Origin of the sequence: Streptomyces filamentosus, assembly GCF_014654895.1 — a bacterium.
GTDB classification, from domain to species: domain Bacteria; phylum Actinomycetota; class Actinomycetes; order Streptomycetales; family Streptomycetaceae; genus Streptomyces; species Streptomyces filamentosus.
The window spans coordinates 1,006,453-1,024,360 of sequence record NZ_BNBE01000003.1 but is presented as its reverse complement, the minus strand read 5'-3'; the positions used below and the strand labels follow the sequence as shown (position 1 = coordinate 1,024,360).

Sequence of the window (17,908 nt, the reverse complement as noted above, 5' to 3'; positions counted from 1 at the left end):
GACCCACACCAGTGGAGCAACCTCCAACGGCGTGGCCGTTGGACGTCTGCCCTGCCCCGGAGACTAGCGGCCAAGGCCGCTCCAGTCAGCGAGAACAGCGGAAAAGTCCTGGTCAGCCTCTGCCGACCAGGACTTTTCCGGCATAACGACCCGGTTTTCTGCCAAGATTTCGTCAAGTGGGACGGGAAGGGGGCGGTGACACCCGGCCCGGCGCCGCCGTCCGCTCCCACCTGCGGGGATGACCGGACGGCGGCGGGCGGCGGTCAGCCGGCGACGGCCGCCCGGACCTCGTCCGCGTAGCGCGTCGCCGCGTCCCGCAGGGCGGACGCGTCCGGTCCGGCGCGCAGCACGCCGCGGCTGACGTTCGGGACGACGTTGCGGACCGCGTCCCCGAAGACGGCCGGGAGGTCGGCCGGGGTCGCGCCCTGGGCGCCGATGCCCGGGGCGAGCAGCGGGCCGTTGATGTCGAGGTCGAAGGAGGAGAGGTCGCCGAGGGTGGCGCCGACGACCGCGCCGAAGGAGCCCATGGGCACCTCCCCCGCGTTCTCCTCGGCCAGGTGGGCGAGCATGGTCGCGCCGATCGTCCGGCCGTCCTCGCGGACGGCCCGCTGGACCTCGGCGCCCTCCGGGTTGGAGGTCAGCGCGAGGACGAAGAGGCCGGCGCCGGACTCCCGGGCCAGGTCGACGGCCGGCTTCAGGGAGCCGTAGCCGAGGTACGGGGAGACCGTGAGCGCGTCGGAGAAGAGCGGGGAGTCCTTGCGCAGGAACGTCTCCGCGTAGGCGGCCATGGTGGAGCCGATGTCGCCGCGCTTGGCGTCCATGACGACCAGGCCGCCGGCCGCCCGCAGATCGGCCGTGGCGCGCTCCAGGACGGCGATGCCGCGCGAGCCGAAGCGCTCGAAGAAGGCGGCCTGCGGCTTGAAGACGGCGACGGTGCCGGCCAGCGCCTCGACGACGGTGTACGTGAAGCGCTCCAGGCCCGCGATGTCGTCGGCGAGGCCCCAGGAGCCGAGCAGGGAGGCGTGCGGGTCGATGCCGACGCAGAGCGGGCCGCGCTCGTCCATGGCGGAGCGCAGGCGGGTGCCGAAGGAGGGGGTCATCGGACGGTGGCCTTTCGGTGGTCGGCGCCGACGGCCTCGGCGATCGTGGCGTACGGGGAGGCCGCGAGGCGCGCGGCGAGGCCCTTGTGGATCGCGCGGGCGTAGAACGGGCCCTCGTAGATGAAGGCGCTGTAGCCCTGGATCAGGGTGGCGCCGGCGAGGATCCGCTGCCAGGCGTCCTCGGCGTTCTCGATGCCGCCGACGCCCACGAGGACGATCCGGTCGCCCACGCGCGCGTAGAGGCGGCGCAGGACCTCCAGGGAGCGCTCCTTGAGGGGGGCGCCGGAGAGGCCGCCGGTCTCCTGGACGAGGGCCGGGGCGGAGGCCAGGCCGAGGCCCTCGCGGGCGATGGTGGTGTTGGTGGCGATGATGCCGTCCAGGCCGAGCTCGACGGCGAGGTCGGCGACGGCGTCCACGTCCTCGTCGGCGAGGTCGGGGGCGATCTTCACCAGGAGCGGGACGCGGCGGTCGGTGACCGTGCGGTCGGCGGCCTCGCGGACGGCGGTGAGCAGCGGGCGCAGCGACTCGGTGGCCTGGAGGTTGCGCAGGCCGGGGGTGTTCGGCGAGGAGACGTTCACGACGAGGTAGTCGGCGTGGGCGGCGAGGCGCTCGGTGGACTTCACGTAGTCGGCGGCGGCGTCGGCCTCCTCGACGACCTTCGTCTTGCCGATGTTGACGCCGACGACGGTCCTGAAGACGGCCGTGCGCGCGTGGAGGCGGGCGGCGACGGCGGCGGAGCCCTCGTTGTTGAAGCCCATGCGGTTGATCAGGGCCCGGTCCGGAACGAGGCGGAAGAGCCGCTTCTTGGGGTTGCCGGGCTGGGCCTCGCCGGTGACCGTGCCGATCTCGACGTGGTCGAAGCCGAGCATGGCCATGCCGTCGATGGCGACGGCGTTCTTGTCGAAGCCGGCGGCGAGGCCGAAGGGGCCGTGCATGCGGAGGCCCAGGGCCTCGGTGCGCAGCTCCTCGTACCGGGGCGCGAGGACGGCGGCGACGAAGGTGCGCAGGACGGGGACGCGGGCCGCGAGCCGGATCCAGCGGAAGGCGAGGTGGTGGGCCTTCTCGGGGTCCATGCGCTTGAAGACGAGCTGGAAGAAGATCTTGTACATGGTGGTGTCCTCATGGAGAGGGGGACACCGTTTCCGGTGTCCCCCTCGATGGCTGCTAGTCGCGGGCCGCGGTCAGGTGTTCTGCGTGTTCCTGGAGGGAACGGACCCCGACGTCGCCGTGGCCCAGGGCCTCGATGCCCTGGACCGCCGCGGCGAGCGCCTGCACCGTGGTGAGGCACGGGACGCCGCGGGACACCGCCGCCGTACGGATCTCGTAGCCGTCGAGGCGGCCGCCGGTGCCGTACGGGGTGTTGACGATCAGGTCGACCTGGCCGTCGTGGATCAGCTGGACGATCGTCTTCTCGCCGTTCGGCCCCTCGCCCTCGCTGAGCTTGCGCACGACGGTGGCGTTGATGCCGTTGCGCTTGAGGACCTCGGCGGTGCCGGAGGTGGCGAGCAGCTCGAAGCCGTGGGCGACCAGCTCGCGCGCCGGGAAGATCATCGAGCGCTTGTCGCGGTTGGCGACCGAGATGAAGGCGCGGCCCTTGGTGGGCAGCGGTCCGTAGGCACCGGCCTGCGACTTGGCGTAGGCGGTGCCGAAGACGGCGTCGATGCCCATGACCTCGCCGGTGGAGCGCATCTCCGGGCCGAGGACGGTGTCCACGCCGCGGCCGTGCACGTCGCGGAAGCGCGACCACGGCATCACGGCCTCCTTGACGGAGATCGGCGCGTCGAGCGGCAGGGTGCCGCCGTCGCCGGTCTTCGGCAGCAGGCCCTCGGCGCGCAGCTCGGCGATGGTCGCGCCCAGCGAGATGCGGGCGGCGGCCTTGGCGAGCGGGACGGCGGTGGCCTTGGAGGTGAAGGGCACGGTCCGGGAGGCGCGCGGGTTGGCCTCCAGGACGTAGAGGATGTCGCCGGCCATGGCGAACTGGATGTTGATCAGGCCGCGGACGCCGACGCCCTTGGCGATGGCCTCGGTGGAGGCGCGCAGCCGCTTGATGTCGAAGCCGCCGAGCGTGATCGGTGGCAGGGCGCAGGCCGAGTCGCCGGAGTGGATGCCGGCCTCCTCGATGTGCTCCATGACGCCGCCGAGGTAGAGCTCGGTGCCGTCGTAGAGGGCGTCGACGTCGATCTCGATGGCGTCGTCGAGGAAGCGGTCGACCAGCACGGGGCGGGTCGGGGAGATCTCCGTGGACTCGGCGATGTACGACTCCAGGCGCGCCTCGTCGTAGACGATCTCCATGCCGCGGCCGCCGAGCACGTACGAGGGGCGGACCAGGACCGGGTAGCCGATCTCGTCGGCGATCTTCTTGGCGCCGGCGAAGGTGGTGGCGGTGCCGTGCTTGGGGGCCGGCAGGCCGGCCTCCTCCAGGACGCGGCCGAAGGCGCCGCGGTCCTCGGCGGCGTGGATGGCCTCCGGGGAGGTGCCGACGACCGGCACGCCGTTGTCCTTGAGGGCCTGCGAGAGGCCGAGCGGGGTCTGGCCGCCGAGCTGGACGACCACGCCGGCGATCGGGCCCGCGAGGGACTCGGCGTGGACGATCTCCAGGACGTCCTCCAGGGTGAGCGGCTCGAAGTAGAGCCGGTCGGAGGTGTCGTAGTCGGTGGAGACGGTCTCGGGGTTGCAGTTGACCATCACGGTCTCGTAGCCGGCGTCGCTCAGGGCGAAGGAGGCGTGGACGCAGGAGTAGTCGAACTCGATGCCCTGGCCGATGCGGTTCGGGCCGGAGCCGAGGATGATCACGGCGGGCTTCTCGCGCGGCGCGACCTCGGACTCCTCGTCGTAGGAGGAGTAGAAGTACGGCGTCCTGGCGGCGAACTCGGCGGCGCAGGTGTCGACCGTCTTGTAGACCGGGCGGACGCCGAGGGCGTGCCGGACCTCGCGGACGACGTCCTCGCGCAGGCCGCGGATCTCGGCGATCTGGGCGTCGGAGAAGCCGTGGCGCTTGGCCTCGGCGAGGAGCGCGGGCTCCAGCTTCTCGGCGCCGGCGAGCTCGTCGGCGAGCTCCTTGATCAGGAAGAGCTGGTCGACGAACCAGGGGTCGATCCTCGTGGCGTCGAAGACCTCCTGGGGGGTGGCACCGGCGCGGATCGCCTGCATGACGGTGTTGATGCGGCCGTCGGTGGGGCGGACCGCCTCGCGCAGCAGCTCGGCCTTGTCGCCGGGCTCGCCGGTGAAGGCGAACTGCGAGCCCTTCTTCTCCAGGGAGCGCAGGGCCTTCTGGAGGGCCTCGGGGAAGTTCCGGCCGATGGCCATGGCCTCGCCGACCGACTTCATGGTCGTGGTCAGCGTGGAGTCGGCGGAGGGGAACTTCTCGAAGGCGAAGCGCGGGGCCTTGACGACGACGTAGTCGAGCGTGGGCTCGAAGGACGCCGGGGTCTTCTCCGTGATGTCGTTCGGGATCTCGTCGAGCGTGTAGCCGACGGCGAGCCGGGCGGCGATCTTGGCGATCGGGAAGCCGGTGGCCTTGGAGGCGAGCGCCGAGGAGCGGGAGACGCGCGGGTTCATCTCGATGACGATGATCCGGCCGTCGACCGGGTCGACCGCGAACTGGATGTTGCAGCCGCCGGTGTCGACGCCGACCTCGCGGATGATCGCGATGCCGATGTCGCGCAGCCGCTGGTACTCGCGGTCGGTGAGGGTCATCGCCGGGGCGACGGTGATGGAGTCGCCGGTGTGGACGCCCATCGGGTCGAAGTTCTCGATGGAGCAGACGACCACGACGTTGTCGTTCTTGTCGCGCATCAGCTCCAGCTCGTACTCCTTCCAGCCGAGGATGGACTCCTCCAGGAGCACCTCGGTGGTCGGGGAGAGCGTGAGGCCCTGGCCGGCGATGCGGCGCAGCTCCTCCTCGTCGTGGGCGAAGCCGGAGCCGGCGCCGCCCATGGTGAAGGAGGGGCGGACGACGACGGGGTAGCCGCCGAGCGTCTCGACGCCCTTGAGGACGTCGTCCATGGAGTGGCAGATGACCGAGCGGGCGGACTCGCCGTAGCCGATCTTGGCCTTGACGGCCTCGACGACGCCCTTGAAGAGGTCGCGGTCCTCGCCCTTGTGGATGGCCTCGACGTTGGCGCCGATGAGCTCGACGCCGTACTTCTCCAGGACGCCCTGCTCGTGCATGGAGATCGCGGTGTTGAGCGCGGTCTGGCCGCCGAGGGTGGGCAGGAGGGCGTCGGGGCGCTCCTTGGCGATGATCTTCTCGACGAACTCGGGGGTGATCGGCTCGACGTAGGTGGCGTCGGCGATCTCCGGGTCGGTCATGATCGTGGCCGGGTTGGAGTTGACCAGGATGACCCGCAGGCCCTCGGCCTTGAGGATGCGGCAGGCCTGGGTGCCGGAGTAGTCGAACTCGGCGGCCTGGCCGATGACGATCGGGCCGGAGCCGATGACCAGGACGGACTGGATGTCGGTGCGCTTAGGCACGCTCGGCCTCCATGAGGGTCACGAAGCGGTCGAAGAGGTACGCGGCGTCGTGCGGGCCCGCGGCCGCCTCGGGGTGGTACTGGACGGAGAAGCCCGGCTGGTCGAGCAGGTGCAGGCCCTCCACCACGTCGTCGTTGAGGCAGACGTGGGAGACCTCGGCGCGGCCGAAGGGGGTCTCGGAGACCTTGTCGAGGGGCGCGTCGACGGCGAAGCCGTGGTTGTGCGCGGTGACCTCGACCTTGCCGGTGGTGCGGTCCTGGACGGGCTGGTTGATGCCTCGGTGGCCGTACTTCAGCTTGTAGGTGCCGAAGCCGAGCGCGCGGCCGAGGATCTGGTTGCCGAAGCAGATGCCGAAGAGCGGGGTCCTGCGCTCCAGGACGGCGGTCATGAGCGCGACCGGGCCGTCGGCGGTGGCCGGGTCGCCCGGGCCGTTGGAGAAGAAGACGCCGTCCGGGTTCACCGCGTAGACGTCCTCGACGGTCGCGGTGGCGGGCAGCACGTGGACCTCGATGCCGCGCTCGGCCATCCGGTGCGGGGTCATGCCCTTGATGCCGAGGTCGATCGCGGCGACGGTGAACTTCTTGTCGCCGATCGCGGGGACGACGTACGTCTCCTTGGTGGCGACCTCCTCGTAGAGGCTGGCGCCCTTCATGTGCGGCTGGGCCTGCACGCGGGCGAGCAGCTCGGCCTCGGGGGCGAGGGCCTCGCCGGAGAAGACGCCGGCGCGCATGGAGCCGCGCTCGCGCAGGTGGCGGGTGAGGGCGCGGGTGTCGATGCCGGAGATGCCGACGACGCCCTGGGCGACCAGCTCGTCGTCGAGGCTGCGCGTGGCGCGCCAGTTCGACGGGATGCGGGCGGGGTCGCGGACCACGTAGCCGGAGACCCAGATGCGGCTCGACTCGTCGTCCTCGTCGTTCCAGCCGGTGTTGCCGATCTGGGGCGCGGTGGCGACCACGATCTGGCGGTCGTACGAGGGGTCGGTCAGGGTCTCCTGGTAGCCGGTCATGCCGGTGGAGAACACGGCCTCGCCGAAGGTCTCCCCCACGGCCCCGTAGGCGCGGCCGCGGAAGGTGCGGCCGTCCTCCAGGACGAGTACGGCGGGAGCCTGGGCTCCCCTTGTGGAGGTCGTCATCGTGCGATGCCTTCCGTCGTGTTGATCATGGAGTTGAGGGTGTCGACCCAGGCCGTGTGCTCGGCCGCCCGGTCGGAGCGGAAGCCGGAGTCGAGGAGGGTGGAGCCGTGCTCCCAGGTGACGATCAGGAGCCCGCCCTCGGCGAGGACCTTGCCGGCGATGCCCTTGTCGAGACGGGCCTCGCGCAGGGCGGCGGCGGGGATCAGGAAGTCGTTCGCCCCGGGGCGGACGACGGAGATCCCGGCGTCGGTGAGCGTGAGCCCGGCGCGGCTGCGGGTGCCGAGGCCGTGGGCGACGATCCGGTCGAGCCACTGTCCGGCGGTGGTGGAGCCGTGGTAGCGCCCGTCCATCGTCAGCTTGGCCTCACCGGGCGCCTGCGGCACCTCGGGGAGTTCGGGGAGGTCGGACTGGAGGCTGCCGCGCCACTTCCATCCCTGGCGCATCAGCCAGTAGACGAAGGCGACGAAGAGCAGGAGTCCGACGACCCAGCCGATGCGGCCGGCCCAGTCGGTCACCTCTGCCGACTTCTGCTCCGCGGCGAGGGCCGCGCTTGCGAGGGTGTGTGTCACGCCAACTTCCCGTCCATGACCGTTGCCCGGCCCCGCAGGAAGGTGTGGGTGACGCGACCCGGCAGCTCACGACCCTCGTAGGGGGTGTTGCGGCTGCGGGAGGCGAAGTCCGCGGGGTCCACGGTCCCACGGTAAGCCGGATCGACCAGGACCAGGTTCGCGGGCTCACCAGCCGAGACGGGTCGTCCATGGCCGGTGGCGCGGCCGATGCGGGCCGGGGCGGCGGACATCCGGTCGGCGACGCCGGCCCAGTCGAGGAGGCCGGTCTCCACCATCGTCTGCTGGACGACGGAGAGCGCGGTCTCCAGGCCGACCATGCCCATGGCGGCGGCGGCCCACTCGCAGTCCTTGTCCTCGTGCGGGTGCGGGGCGTGGTCGGTGGCGACGATGTCGATGGTGCCGTCGGCCAGGGCCTCGCGCAGGGCCAGCACGTCGCGCTCGGTGCGCAGCGGCGGGTTGACCTTGTAGACCGGGTTGTAGGTGCGGACCAGCTCGTCCGTGAGGAGGAGGTGGTGCGGGGTGACCTCGGCGGTGACGTCGATGCCGCGGGACTTGGCCCAGCGGACGATCTCGACGGAGCCGGCGGTGGAGAGGTGGCAGATGTGGACGCGGGAGCCGACGTGCTCGGCGAGGAGGACGTCGCGGGCGATGATCGACTCCTCGGCGACGGCCGGCCAGCCGCCGAGGCCGAGCTCGGCGGAGACGACGCCCTCGTTCATCTGGGCGCCCTCGGTGAGGCGGGGCTCCTGGGCGTGCTGGGCGACGACGCCGCCGAAGGCCTTCACGTACTCCAGGGCGCGGCGCATGATCACGGCGTCGTCGACGCACTTGCCGTCGTCGGAGAAGACGGTGACGCCGGCGGCGGAGTCGTGCATGGCGCCGAGCTCGGCGAGCTTCTTGCCCTCCAGGCCGACGGTGACGGCGCCGATGGGCTGCACGTCGCAGTAGCCGGCCTCCTTGCCGAGCCGGTAGACCTGCTCGACGACGCCGGCGGTGTCGGCGACGGGGTGGGTGTTGGCCATGGCGAAGACGGCGGTGTAGCCGCCGGAGGCCGCGGCGCGGGTGCCGGTGAGGACGGTCTCGGAGTCCTCGCGGCCGGGCTCGCGCAGGTGGGTGTGGAGGTCGACGAGGCCGGGGAGGAGGATCTGCCCCTCGGCCTCGATCACGGTCGCGCCCTCGGCGCTCAGGCCGGTGCCGACCGCCTCGATGGTCTCGCCGTCGATCAGGACGTCCTGCGGCTCGCCGCCCAGCACCTGCGCACCGCGGATAAGGATCTTGCTCATCTTTACTTGCTCTCCTCGGTACGGGTGGTGGCGGGGGCGACGGCGGGCTCGGAGCCGCCGAGCAGCAGGTAGAGGACGGCCATCCGGACGGAGACGCCGTTGGCGACCTGCTCGACGACCGTGCAGCGGTCGGAGTCGGCGACCTCGGCGGTGATCTCCATGCCGCGGACCATGGGGCCGGGGTGCATGACGATGGCGTGCTCGGGCATCTTCGCCATCCGCTCGCCGTCCAGGCCGTAGCGGCGCGAGTACTCGCGCTCGGTCGGGAAGAAGGCGGCGTTCATCCGCTCGCGCTGCACACGCAGCATCATGACCGCGTCGGACTTCGGCAGCACGCCGTCGAGGTCGTAGGAGACCTCGCAGGGCCAGGTCTCGACGCCGACGGGGACGAGGGTCGGCGGGGCCACCAGGGTGACCTCGGCGCCGAGGGTGTGCAGCAGGTCGACGTTGGAGCGGGCGACCCGGCTGTGCAGGACGTCGCCGACGAGGGTGACGCGCTTGCCGGCCAGGTCCCTGCCGAGGCCGGCGTCACGGCCGACGAGGCGGCGGCGCATGGTGAAGGCGTCCAGGAGGGCCTGGGTGGGGTGCTGGTGGGTGCCGTCGCCCGCGTTGATGACGGGGGCGTCGATCCAGCCGGAGGTGGCGAGGCGGAAGGGGGCGCCGGAGGCGCTGTGCCGGATGACGACGGCGTCGACGCCCATCGCCTCCAGGGTCTGCGCGGTGTCCTTCAGCGACTCGCCCTTGGAGACGCTGGAGCCCTTGGCCGCGAAGTTGATGACGTCGGCGGAGAGGCGCTTCTCCGCGGCCTCGAAGGAGATCCGGGTGCGGGTGGAGTCCTCGAAGAAGAGGTTGCAGATGGTCCGGCCGCGGAGGGTCGGCAGCTTCTTGATCGGCCGGTCGGCCACCCGGGCCATCTCCTCGGCGGTGTCGAGGATCAGGACGGCGTCGTCGCGGGTGAGGTCGGCGGCCGAGATGAGGTGACGCATCATCGGGGTTTCTCTCCGGGGTGGGAGGCGTGCGGGCATGCGGGAGCGCAGGGGGTGCCCTGGGCTCCGCGGGGGCGGCCGGTCCGGCTAGCCGGCGGACTTGCCGCCGAGCAGGACGGTGTCGCGGCCGTCCTCCTCGGCGAGCTGGACCTTGACGGTCTCCCGCAGCGACGTGGGGAGGTTCTTGCCGACGTAGTCGGCGCGGATCGGGAGCTCGCGGTGGCCGCGGTCGACGAGGACGGCGAGCTGGACCGCGCGGGGGCGGCCGATGTCGCCGAGGGCGTCGAGGGCGGCGCGGATGGTGCGGCCCGAGAAGAGGACGTCGTCGACGAGGACGACGAGGCGGCCGTCGATGCCCTCCGCGGGGATCTCGGTGCGGCCGATGGCGCGCGCCGGCTTCATCCGGAGGTCGTCGCGGTACATGGTGATGTCGAGGGATCCGACCGGGATCTTCGCGCCGGTGATCGATTCGAGCTTCTCGGCGAGCCGGCGGGCGAGGTAGACGCCGCGGGTGGGGATGCCGAGGAGGATCACGTCGTCGGCGCCCTTGGCGCGCTCGACGATCTCGTGGGCGATCCGGGTCAGGACCCGGGCGATGTCGGGGGCCTCGAGAACGGGCCGCGCCTCATCGGTGTGCTCTTGCGTGTCCATGAAGAAAGGACCTCCTTCTCCGCCTCACGGGACGGTTCTTAAAGGACGTCGGATGTACGGCGTCCACTTTAGCAGGGTGGCTCGCACGGGCTTTCCCCGAGGCACCCCTCCCCCGCTCCGACCTGCGCAGAACCGTCCCCCGGGAGGGGGTGGCGAGCCCCTTTCGGCTTGACGGGAAAGAGTAACGCTGCGTAACCTCACAGTGAGTTACCAGCCGCGCGGCGCAGCCGCATGTCGTCACAGCGTCCGGGAGCGTTATGTCCAGCGAATACGCAAAGCAGCTCGGGGCCAAACTCCGCGCCATCCGCACCCAGCAGGGCCTGTCCCTCCACGGGGTGGAGGAGAAGTCCCAGGGCCGCTGGAAGGCCGTCGTGGTCGGCTCGTACGAGCGCGGCGACCGTGCCGTGACCGTGCAGCGTCTGGCCGAGCTGGCGGACTTCTACGGGGTTCCGGTGCAGGAGCTGCTGCCCGGCACGACCCCGGGCGGTGCCGCCGAGCCCCCGCCGAAGCTGGTCCTGGACCTGGAGCGCCTGGCCCACGTCCCGCAGGAGAAGGCCGGCCCCCTCCAGCGCTACGCGGCGACGATCCAGTCGCAGCGCGGCGACTACAACGGCAAGGTGCTGTCGATCCGCCAGGACGACCTGCGCACCCTGGCCGTCATCTACGACCAGTCCCCCTCGGTCCTGACCGAGCAGCTGATCAGCTGGGGCGTGCTCGACGCGGACGCGCGCCGCGCGGTCGCCCACGAGGAGAACTGACCTCCTCCGCAGCAGCTCTCACTGCAGAAACGTGCCGCCGGGCCCGTGGACGTCATCCGACGCCACGGGCCCGGCGCTTTTCCTGCCGCACACCGCCCCCCTCCCACCCGGATGGCGGTACGCGAAGGGGCCCGCCGCACCGAGGTGCTGCGGGCCCCTTCGGCGTGAGCCGTACGGGTGACGGGGACTGCTAGGCGTCCGCGTCCCGGCGCAGTCGGGGCTTCAGGTCCTTGAAGCGTCCCAGGAGGCCGTTGACGAAGGCCGGGGAGTCGTCCGTGGAGAACTCCTTGGCCAGCTGCACGGCCTCGTCGATCGCCACGGCGTCCGGGGTGCCGTCCTCCCAGATCAGCTCGTACGCGGCGAGGCGCACGATGTTCCGGTCGGCGGCGGGCATCCGGTCGAGCTCCCAGTCCACCGCGTAGGTGGCGATGAGCTCGTCGATGCGGGCCACGTGCTCGGCGTACCCCTCGACCAGCTGCATCGTGAAGTCACCGACCGGCGGCTGCTGCGCGTCGGCGCGGTGGAGCCGGATCTGGTCCGCGAGGACCTCCTGGACCGAAGTGCCGCGCTGGTCGGCCTCGAACAGGATCTGGAAGGCCCGCCTGCGGGCCTTGCTCCGGGCAGCCACGGTTAGCTGTTCACCCGGCCGAGGTAGTCGCTGGTGCGGGTGTCGACCTTGACCTTCTCACCGGTGGTGATGAAGAGCGGGACCTGGATCTCGTGGCCGGTCTCCAGCTTGGCGGGCTTGGTGCCGCCGGTGGAGCGGTCGCCCTGGACGCCCGGCTCGGTCTCGGCGATCACGAGCTCGACGGCGGCCGGCAGCTCGACGTAGAGCACGGAGCCCTCGTTCTGCGCGACGAGCGCGGTGAAGCCCTCGATGAGGAAGTTGGCGGCGTCGCCGACGACCTTGCGGTCGATGTGGAGCTGGTCGTAGGTGTCCAGGTCCATGAAGACGAAGTAGTCGCCGTCCATGTAGGAGAACTGCATGTCGCGCTTGTCGACGTTCGCGGTCTCCACCTTCACGCCGGCGTTGAAGGTCTTGTCGACGACCTTGCCGGACAGCACGTTCTTGAGCTTGGTGCGCACGAAGGCCGGGCCCTTGCCGGGCTTGACGTGCTGGAACTCGACGACGGACCAGAGCTGGCCGCCTTCGAGCTTGAGCACCATGCCGTTCTTGAGGTCGTTCGTGGAAGCCACGGTTGCGGAATCTCCTGGACTGACGTGGGACCGAGGGGGCCTGCGCGCCTCACAGCGCGAGCAGTTCCTTGGTCGTGATGGTGAGTAGCTCGGGTCCGCCGTCCGCCTCCTGGCGCACGACGAGCGTGTCATCGATCCGGACCCCGCCCCGGCCCGGGAGGTGGACCCCCGGTTCGACGGTGACCGGCACACAAGCGTCCAGTTTACCCATGGCCGAGGGGGACAACTGCGGGTCCTCGTCGATTTCGAGCCCGACCCCGTGCCCGGTGAGGGGTGCGGCGGTCTCCGCGTGGCCCGCGGAGTCCAGGATCTGACGGGCCGCGCGGTCCACGTCACGGTATCCGGCGCCGGGCACGAGGGACTCCCGTCCGGCCCGCTGGGCGGCGAAGACCAGCTCGTACAGCTCGATCTGCCAGTCGGCGGGCGCGGTCCCGATGACGAAGGTCCGGCCGATCTCGCAGCGGTAGCCGCGGTAGTCGGCGCCGAGGCAGACGGAGAGGAAGTCGCCCTCCTCGACCCGGCGGTCGGTGGGGCGGTGGCCGCGCCGGCCGGAGTGCGGGCCGGTGGCGACGGAGGTGGGGAAGGCGGCGCCGTCGGCGCCGTGGTCGACGAGCCGCCGCTCCAGCTCCAGGGCGAGGTGGCGTTCGGTCCGGCCGACGAGGATGGACTCCAGGAGCTCGCCGAGGGCCTGGTCGGCGATCTCGGCGGCGATCCGCAGGCAGGCGATCTCGTCCTCGTCCTTGACCACCCGGAGCTGCTCGACGGAGCAGGCGAGGTCGGCGAGGCGGAGCTGGGGGGCGGCGGCGCCGAGGCTGCGGTACCGGGCCACCGTCAGGTCGTGCTCCTCCACGGCCAGCCCGTCGGCCCCGGCGCGGCGGGCGAGTTCGGCGGCGGCGACGGCCGGGTCGCCCGCGCCGAGCGGGAGCTGCTGCTGCCGGAGGAGTTCGTCCAGCCGTCCGTCGAGCGGCTCGCCCTCTTCGGCGGCGGGCCGGAGCAGGAGGTCGGTGCCGGGATCGGGGCCGACGAGCAGGACGGCCCCGGGCGGGGCTCCGCCCGCGAGATAGCGGACGTTGGCGGGGCGGGAGACCAGGGCCGCCGCACTGCCCGCTGCCGCGCACCGGTCGCGCAGCCGTACCCGGCGGTCCGCATACACCTGTGACATGCCTCCGAGCCTACGAGCCGGGCGGCGGCCCGGCCCGTCGGCGGCGGCCGACCGGGGAACGCCGGGCCGTCAGGCGCCGGGCGGGGCGGCCATCGCGCGGGCCAGGGCCTCGTCGAGGAGCCGGGCGGTGGTCTCCACGTCGAGCGAGGAGTTGTCGATGATCGGCAGCCCGGAGCCGTACCAGCCGGCCATCCTGCCGTGGATCGCGGCGACCTCCTCGTCGGTCAGCCGGCGGTTGCCGGAGCGCTGGGCGTTGCGCTCCAGGACGACCTCCAGGCCGGGGAGCAGGACGACGGGCAGCAGACCGGGGCCGACGTGGCGCTTCCAGCCGCCGAGGCCGACGACGGGCCGGTCGGGGAAGACGGCGTCGTCGAGGATGCAGGAGATGCCGTTGGCGAGGAAGTTGCGGGCGGCGAAGCCGCAGGTGCGGCGGGCCAGCCGGTACTGGGCCTCGGAGTTCTCGTTCCAGCCCGACTGGGGGTCGGCGAAGCCGGAGCACACCCATTCGCGGACGTCGTCGAGGCTGATGTGGGCGGTGGGGACGGGCCGGCGGCGCGCCCAGTGCCGGGCGACGGTCGTCTTGCCCGCGCCGGCGGGTCCGATGAGCAGGACGGCGAGGGTCGCGGCCCCGGTGCCGGGCCCGTGCGGGGCGACCGGGACGGGCGGCGCCAGGGGCACGGCTCCGGTGGCGTGCGGGGGTATCGCGCCCGGGGGCGGCGGGGGCACGGCGCCGGGGGCGGCGCCCCAGGGCGCGCCGGCGGGTCCGGGGGGCGGGCCGGGCTGGACGGCCGGGTGCACCCCGAGCCGGCCGCCGGGCGTGCCGGACGGCGGTGCCGGATAGGGCGCGGCCTGCGGGAGCGGGGGCACCGGGCCGGGTCCTCCGGCCGGGATCGGGCCGGGCACCGGGCCCGGCTGTTCGGACGGGGGCAGCGGTCCTCCCACTGCGTGCTGCATCCGGTCCCACTCCGTCTCGTCGGGCTGTGCGTCGGTGCGGGCGTCCGGTGCGGCGCCGCCGTGGGCCCGCCCCGCTCCGCCCGGGGATGCCAAAACGTTACCGCCCCATCCCCCCGCTCGGGGAACGGGCGGGGCCCCGCCGAAGTGCCCGGCCCCTCCCCCGGTCCGTCCCGGACCCCGGGGAAGCGGCGGACCGGGGGGCCGGGGCCCCGGTCCGGCCCTCCGGCGGCGCGAGACCGCCCCGGCCCTCCGGCGGCCCGGGTCCCTCTCAGACCTGCGGGTCGAGGTCGAGTTCCTCGGCGAGGGCGCGCAGGGCGAGCCGGTACGAGCCGATGCCGAAGCCGGCGATCGTGCCCGTCGCCACCGCGGCCACCACCGAGGTGTGCCGGAACTCCTCGCGGGTGTACGGGTTCGAGATGTGCACCTCGATCAGCGGGGCGGTGCGCTGCGCCGCCGCGTCCCGCATCCCGTACGAGTAGTGCGTGAACGCGCCCGGGTTGAGCACGACCGGCACCCGTCCGTCGGCCGCCTCGTGCAGCCAGCGGATCATCTCGCCCTCGTCGTTGGTCTCGCGGACCTCGACGTCGAAGCCGAGCTCGGCGCCCAGCTCCCGGCAGGAGGTGACGAGCCCCTGGTAGGAGGTGGCGCCGTAGATGTCGGGCTCGCGCGAGCCCAGCCGGCCGAGGTTCGGCCCGTTCAGCACCAGGACGCGGCGCGGCCCGCCCGTCCCGCTCACGCGGAGAGCTCCCCGTAGGCGGCGACGAGGACGGCCGGGTCCGGGCCCTCCAGGACGGACGGCTTGGCGAGCCCGTCGAGGACGATGAAGCGCAGCAGGTCGCCGCGGGACTTCTTGTCCACCTTCATCGTCTCCAGGAGCTTGGGCCACTGGTCGCCGCGGTAGGTGAGCGGCAGGCCGACGGACTCCAGGACCGCGCGGTGCCGGTCGGCGGTGGCGTCGTCGAGCCGGCCCGCGAGGCGGCCCAGTTCGGCGGCGAAGACCATGCCGACGGAGACGGCGGCGCCGTGGCGCCACTTGTACCGCTCGTTCTTCTCGATGGCGTGGGCGAGGGTGTGCCCGTAGTTGAGGATCTCGCGGCGGCCGGACTCCTTGAGGTCGCCGGAGACCACGTCCGCCTTGACCTGGATGGAGCGGATGATCAGCTCGGCGGTGTGCGGGCCCGCGGGCGTACGGGCCGCCTGCGGGTCCTCCTCGATCAGGTCGAGGATCACCGGGTCGGCGATGAAGCCCGTCTTGATGATCTCGGCGAGGCCGCTGACGAAGTCGTGCACCGGCAGCGACTCCAGCGCGGCGAGGTCGCACAGGACCCCGGCCGGCGGGTGGAAGGCGCCGACGAGGTTCTTGCCCTCGGCGGTGTTGATGCCGGTCTTGCCGCCGACGGCCGCGTCGACCATGCCGAGGACGGTGGTCGGCACGGCGACCCAGCGGACGCCCCGCAGCCAGGTCGCGGCGACGAAGCCGGCCAGGTCGGTGGTGGCGCCGCCGCCGACGCCGACGATGACGTCGGTGCGGGTGAAGCCGGTCTGGCCGAGCGCCTTCCAGCAGTACGCGGCGACCTCGGCGGTCTTCGCCTCCTCGGCGTTCGGCACCTGGATGGCGACGGCCTCGTAGCCCTGCGCCGCGAGGTCCTCGCGCAGCGCCTCACCGGTGTCGGCGAGCGCCTCGGGGTGGATGACGGCGACCCGCTTGGCCTTGTCGCCGATGAGGGCGGGCAGCTCGCCGAGCAACTGCCGGCCGACCAGCACCTCGTACGGCTCCGTACCCGCGCTGCCGCCGACCTGGATCCGGGTCACTTCCTGGTCCGTGCTCATGCGTCCTTCAACTCCAGTGCGTCGAGGACCGCCTCGGCGACCTCTTCCGGGGTGCGCGCGTCGGTGGCGACCACGACGCGGGCGACTTCTTCGTACAGGTGGCGCCGGGCGTCCATCAGCTCGCGCCACTGCCGGCGCGGGTTGACGGCGAGCAGCGGGCGGGCCGCGCCGAGCCCGACCCGCCGCACGGCCTCCTCGACGTCCATCGAGAGGTACGCGACGGGCCGCCCGGCCAGCAGGGCGCGGGTGCCGGCGTCGAGGACCGCGCCGCCGCCGAGGGCGAGGACGCCCCCGTGCTCGGCGACGGCCGTCGCGACGGCGGCCCGCTCCAGGGCGCGGAAGTGCTCCTCGCCGTCCTCGACGAAGATGTCGGAGATCTCGCGGCCCTCGGCGGCGACGATGTCGGCGTCGGTGTCCCGGTAGGGCACGCCGAGCCGTTCGGCCAGGAGCGTGCCCACCGTGGACTTGCCGGAGCCCATCGGGCCGACGAGGACGACCAGCGGGCCGCCGGTCACCGGATGTGCAGGTTGTCGAGGTACGAGCGGACGTTGCGACGGGTCTCGGGGACCGAGTCGCCGCCGAACTTCTCGACGACGGCGTCGGCGAGGACGAGGGCGACCATCGCCTCGGCGACGATGCCGGCGGCCGGGACGGCGCAGACGTCGGAGCGCTGGTGGTGGGCCGCGGCGGCCTCGCCGGTGGCGACGTCGACGGTGGCGAGGGCGCGCGGGACGGTCGCGATCGGCTTCATCGCGGCGCGGACGCGCAGCAGCTCGCCGGTGGTCAGACCGCCCTCGGTGCCGCCGGAGCGGCCGGAGGTGCGCTTGATGCCGTCCTCGGTCCGCACGATCTCGTCGTGGGCCTGGGAGCCGGGCACCCGGGCGAGGTCGAAGCCGTCGCCGACCTCGACGCCCTTGATGGCCTGGATGCCCATGAGCGCGGCGGCGAGCCGGGCGTCGAGGCGGCGGTCCCAGTGGACGTGCGAGCCGAGGCCGACGGGCACGCCGTACGCGAGCACCTCGACGACGCCGCCGAGGGTGTCGCCGTCCTTGTGGGCCTGGTCGATCTCGGCGACCATCGCCTTCGACGCGTCGGCGTCCAGGCAGCGGACCGGGTCGGCGTCGAGCCGCTCGACGTCACCGGGCACCGGGTAGACGCCGTACGGGGCCTTGGCGGAGGCCAGCTCGACCACGTGGCTGACGATCTCGATGCCCGCGGCCTCCTTGAGGAAGGACCGGGCGACGGCGCCGAGTGCGACGCGGGCGGCGGTCTCCCGGGCGCTGGCGCGCTCCAGGATCGGCCGGGCCTCGTCGAAGCCGTACTTCTGCATGCCGGCGAGGTCGGCGTGGCCGGGGCGGGGGCGGGTGAGCGGCGCGTTGCGGCCGGTCTCCTTCAGCTCCGAGGGGTCGACCGGGTCGGCCGACATGACCTTCTCCCACTTGGGCCACTCGGTGTTGCCGACCATCACGGCGATCGGCGAGCCGAGCGAGAGCCCGTGCCGGACGCCGCCGAGGAAGGTGACCTCGTCCCGCTCGAACTTCATCCGGGCGCCGCGCCCATAGCCGAGGCGCCGCCGCGCGAGGTGGTCCGCCACCAGCTCCGTGGTGACCGGGACGCCGGCGGGAAGACCCTCCAGCGTCGCGACCAGCGCGGGTCCGTGGGATTCCCCAGCGGTCAGCCAACGCAACCTGCTCAACGATGCTCCTCATGCTCGCGCCTGGGCACTGCGACGGCACGGCCGGGTGCGCGGCCCTGGCCCGCCACCCCCGATCCTCCCATGTCCGCGGCCCGGACCCGGCACCTGTCCGGTCTG

At 72.7% G+C, this 17,908-nt stretch carries 17 protein-coding genes; 1 reads left to right on the top strand and 16 read right to left on the bottom strand.

Annotated elements, in window-relative coordinates; all coding sequences use genetic code 11:
• Positions 1–263: 263 nt before the first annotated feature.
• The 8 genes from pyrF to pyrR all read right to left on the bottom strand — a co-directional run bounded on the left by pyrF (position 264) and on the right by pyrR (position 10,194).
• Entirely contained in the window at positions 264–1,100 is an 837-nt protein-coding gene (gene pyrF, locus IE326_RS32120; RefSeq protein ID WP_190044011.1) for an orotidine-5'-phosphate decarboxylase, read from the bottom strand.
• Positions 1,097–2,209 (bottom strand): quinone-dependent dihydroorotate dehydrogenase, encoded by a 1,113-nt coding sequence (locus IE326_RS32115; RefSeq protein WP_190044010.1) that lies wholly within the window; start codon positions 2,207–2,209, stop codon positions 1,097–1,099. Before IE326_RS32115 ends, pyrF begins: the two co-directional genes overlap by 4 nt.
• 55 nt (positions 2,210–2,264) lie before the next feature.
• Complete coding sequence (carB, locus tag IE326_RS32110) at positions 2,265–5,573, bottom strand: carbamoyl-phosphate synthase large subunit (protein WP_190044009.1); 3,309 nt, start codon at positions 5,571–5,573, stop codon at positions 2,265–2,267.
• Complete coding sequence (carA, locus tag IE326_RS32105; RefSeq protein WP_150227249.1) at positions 5,566–6,705, bottom strand: glutamine-hydrolyzing carbamoyl-phosphate synthase small subunit; 1,140 nt, start codon at positions 6,703–6,705, stop codon at positions 5,566–5,568. The genes carB and carA overlap by 8 nt, the downstream gene beginning before the upstream one ends.
• On the bottom strand, positions 6,702–7,274 hold the full coding sequence (locus tag IE326_RS32100; protein WP_190044008.1) for a PH-like domain-containing protein: 573 nt from the start codon (positions 7,272–7,274) through the stop codon (positions 6,702–6,704). The genes carA and IE326_RS32100 overlap by 4 nt, the downstream gene beginning before the upstream one ends.
• Positions 7,271–8,557: a dihydroorotase gene (locus tag IE326_RS32095; RefSeq protein ID WP_190044007.1), complete on the bottom strand. Its 1,287-nt coding sequence runs from the start codon at positions 8,555–8,557 to the stop codon at positions 7,271–7,273. Before IE326_RS32095 ends, IE326_RS32100 begins: the two co-directional genes overlap by 4 nt.
• Before the next feature lie 2 nt (positions 8,558–8,559).
• Positions 8,560–9,546, bottom strand: coding sequence for an aspartate carbamoyltransferase catalytic subunit (locus IE326_RS32090; RefSeq protein WP_190044006.1), 987 nt, complete (start codon positions 9,544–9,546; stop codon positions 8,560–8,562).
• Between the two features lie 84 nt (positions 9,547–9,630).
• Positions 9,631–10,194 carry a bifunctional pyr operon transcriptional regulator/uracil phosphoribosyltransferase PyrR gene (gene pyrR, locus IE326_RS32085; protein ID WP_150227252.1) on the bottom strand — a complete coding sequence of 188 codons (564 nt, stop codon included), beginning with the start codon at positions 10,192–10,194 and terminating at the stop codon, positions 9,631–9,633.
• Positions 10,195–10,451: 257 nt separating this feature from the next.
• Between pyrR and bldD the strand changes: the two genes are divergently transcribed.
• Positions 10,452–10,952: a transcriptional regulator BldD gene (gene bldD / locus IE326_RS32080; RefSeq protein WP_015032294.1), complete on the top strand. Its 501-nt coding sequence runs from the start codon at positions 10,452–10,454 to the stop codon at positions 10,950–10,952.
• 190 nt (positions 10,953–11,142) lie between these two features.
• On the opposite strand, the gene nusB is transcribed toward bldD, so the two are convergent.
• The 8 genes from nusB to aroC all read right to left on the bottom strand — a co-directional run bounded on the left by nusB (position 11,143) and on the right by aroC (position 17,791).
• A complete protein-coding gene (nusB, locus tag IE326_RS32075) occupies positions 11,143–11,580 on the bottom strand; it encodes a transcription antitermination factor NusB (protein ID WP_150227253.1) in 438 nt (145 codons plus the stop codon).
• A gap of 2 nt (positions 11,581–11,582) precedes the next feature.
• A complete protein-coding gene (efp, locus tag IE326_RS32070) occupies positions 11,583–12,149 on the bottom strand; it encodes an elongation factor P (protein WP_030745513.1) in 567 nt (188 codons plus the stop codon).
• Positions 12,150–12,198: 49 nt separating this feature from the next.
• The gene (locus IE326_RS32065) at positions 12,199–13,311 is read right to left on the bottom strand and encodes a M24 family metallopeptidase (RefSeq protein ID WP_190044005.1); all 1,113 of its coding nucleotides are present in this window, start codon (positions 13,309–13,311) and stop codon (positions 12,199–12,201) included.
• 69 nt (positions 13,312–13,380) lie between these two features.
• Positions 13,381–14,265 carry an AAA family ATPase gene (locus IE326_RS32060; RefSeq protein ID WP_150227255.1) on the bottom strand — a complete coding sequence of 295 codons (885 nt, stop codon included), beginning with the start codon at positions 14,263–14,265 and terminating at the stop codon, positions 13,381–13,383.
• A gap of 268 nt (positions 14,266–14,533) precedes the next feature.
• A complete protein-coding gene (aroQ, locus tag IE326_RS32055; protein WP_190044004.1) occupies positions 14,534–15,001 on the bottom strand; it encodes a type II 3-dehydroquinate dehydratase in 468 nt (155 codons plus the stop codon).
• On the bottom strand, positions 14,998–16,095 hold the full coding sequence (aroB, locus tag IE326_RS32050) for a 3-dehydroquinate synthase (protein ID WP_190044003.1): 1,098 nt from the start codon (positions 16,093–16,095) through the stop codon (positions 14,998–15,000). The genes aroQ and aroB overlap by 4 nt, the downstream gene beginning before the upstream one ends.
• Positions 16,092–16,610, bottom strand: a complete 519-nt coding sequence (locus IE326_RS32045; protein ID WP_150227258.1) for a shikimate kinase — start codon at positions 16,608–16,610, stop codon at positions 16,092–16,094. The genes aroB and IE326_RS32045 overlap by 4 nt, the downstream gene beginning before the upstream one ends.
• The gene (gene aroC / locus IE326_RS32040; RefSeq protein ID WP_150227259.1) at positions 16,607–17,791 is read right to left on the bottom strand and encodes a chorismate synthase; all 1,185 of its coding nucleotides are present in this window, start codon (positions 17,789–17,791) and stop codon (positions 16,607–16,609) included. Before aroC ends, IE326_RS32045 begins: the two co-directional genes overlap by 4 nt.
• Positions 17,792–17,908: the final 117 nt, after the last annotated feature.

Excerpts from the sequence above, each read along its gene's own strand:
- pyrF (WP_190044011.1), bottom strand. The coding sequence starts at position 1,100 with ATGACCCCCTCCTTCGGCACCCGCCTGCGCTCCGCCATGGACGAGCGC.
- IE326_RS32115 (WP_190044010.1), bottom strand. The coding sequence starts at position 2,209 with ATGTACAAGATCTTCTTCCAGCTCGTCTTCAAGCGCATGGACCCCGAG.
- carA (WP_150227249.1), bottom strand. The coding sequence starts at position 6,705 with ATGACGACCTCCACAAGGGGAGCCCAGGCTCCCGCCGTACTCGTCCTG.
- IE326_RS32095 (WP_190044007.1), bottom strand. The coding sequence starts at position 8,557 with ATGAGCAAGATCCTTATCCGCGGTGCGCAGGTGCTGGGCGGCGAGCCG.
- IE326_RS32090 (WP_190044006.1), bottom strand. The coding sequence starts at position 9,546 with ATGATGCGTCACCTCATCTCGGCCGCCGACCTCACCCGCGACGACGCC.
- pyrR (WP_150227252.1), bottom strand. The coding sequence starts at position 10,194 with ATGGACACGCAAGAGCACACCGATGAGGCGCGGCCCGTTCTCGAGGCC.
- bldD (WP_015032294.1), top strand. The coding sequence starts at position 10,452 with ATGTCCAGCGAATACGCAAAGCAGCTCGGGGCCAAACTCCGCGCCATC.
- IE326_RS32065 (WP_190044005.1), bottom strand. The coding sequence starts at position 13,311 with ATGTCACAGGTGTATGCGGACCGCCGGGTACGGCTGCGCGACCGGTGC.
- IE326_RS32060 (WP_150227255.1), bottom strand. The coding sequence starts at position 14,265 with ATGCAGCACGCAGTGGGAGGACCGCTGCCCCCGTCCGAACAGCCGGGC.
- aroB (WP_190044003.1), bottom strand. The coding sequence starts at position 16,095 with ATGAGCACGGACCAGGAAGTGACCCGGATCCAGGTCGGCGGCAGCGCG.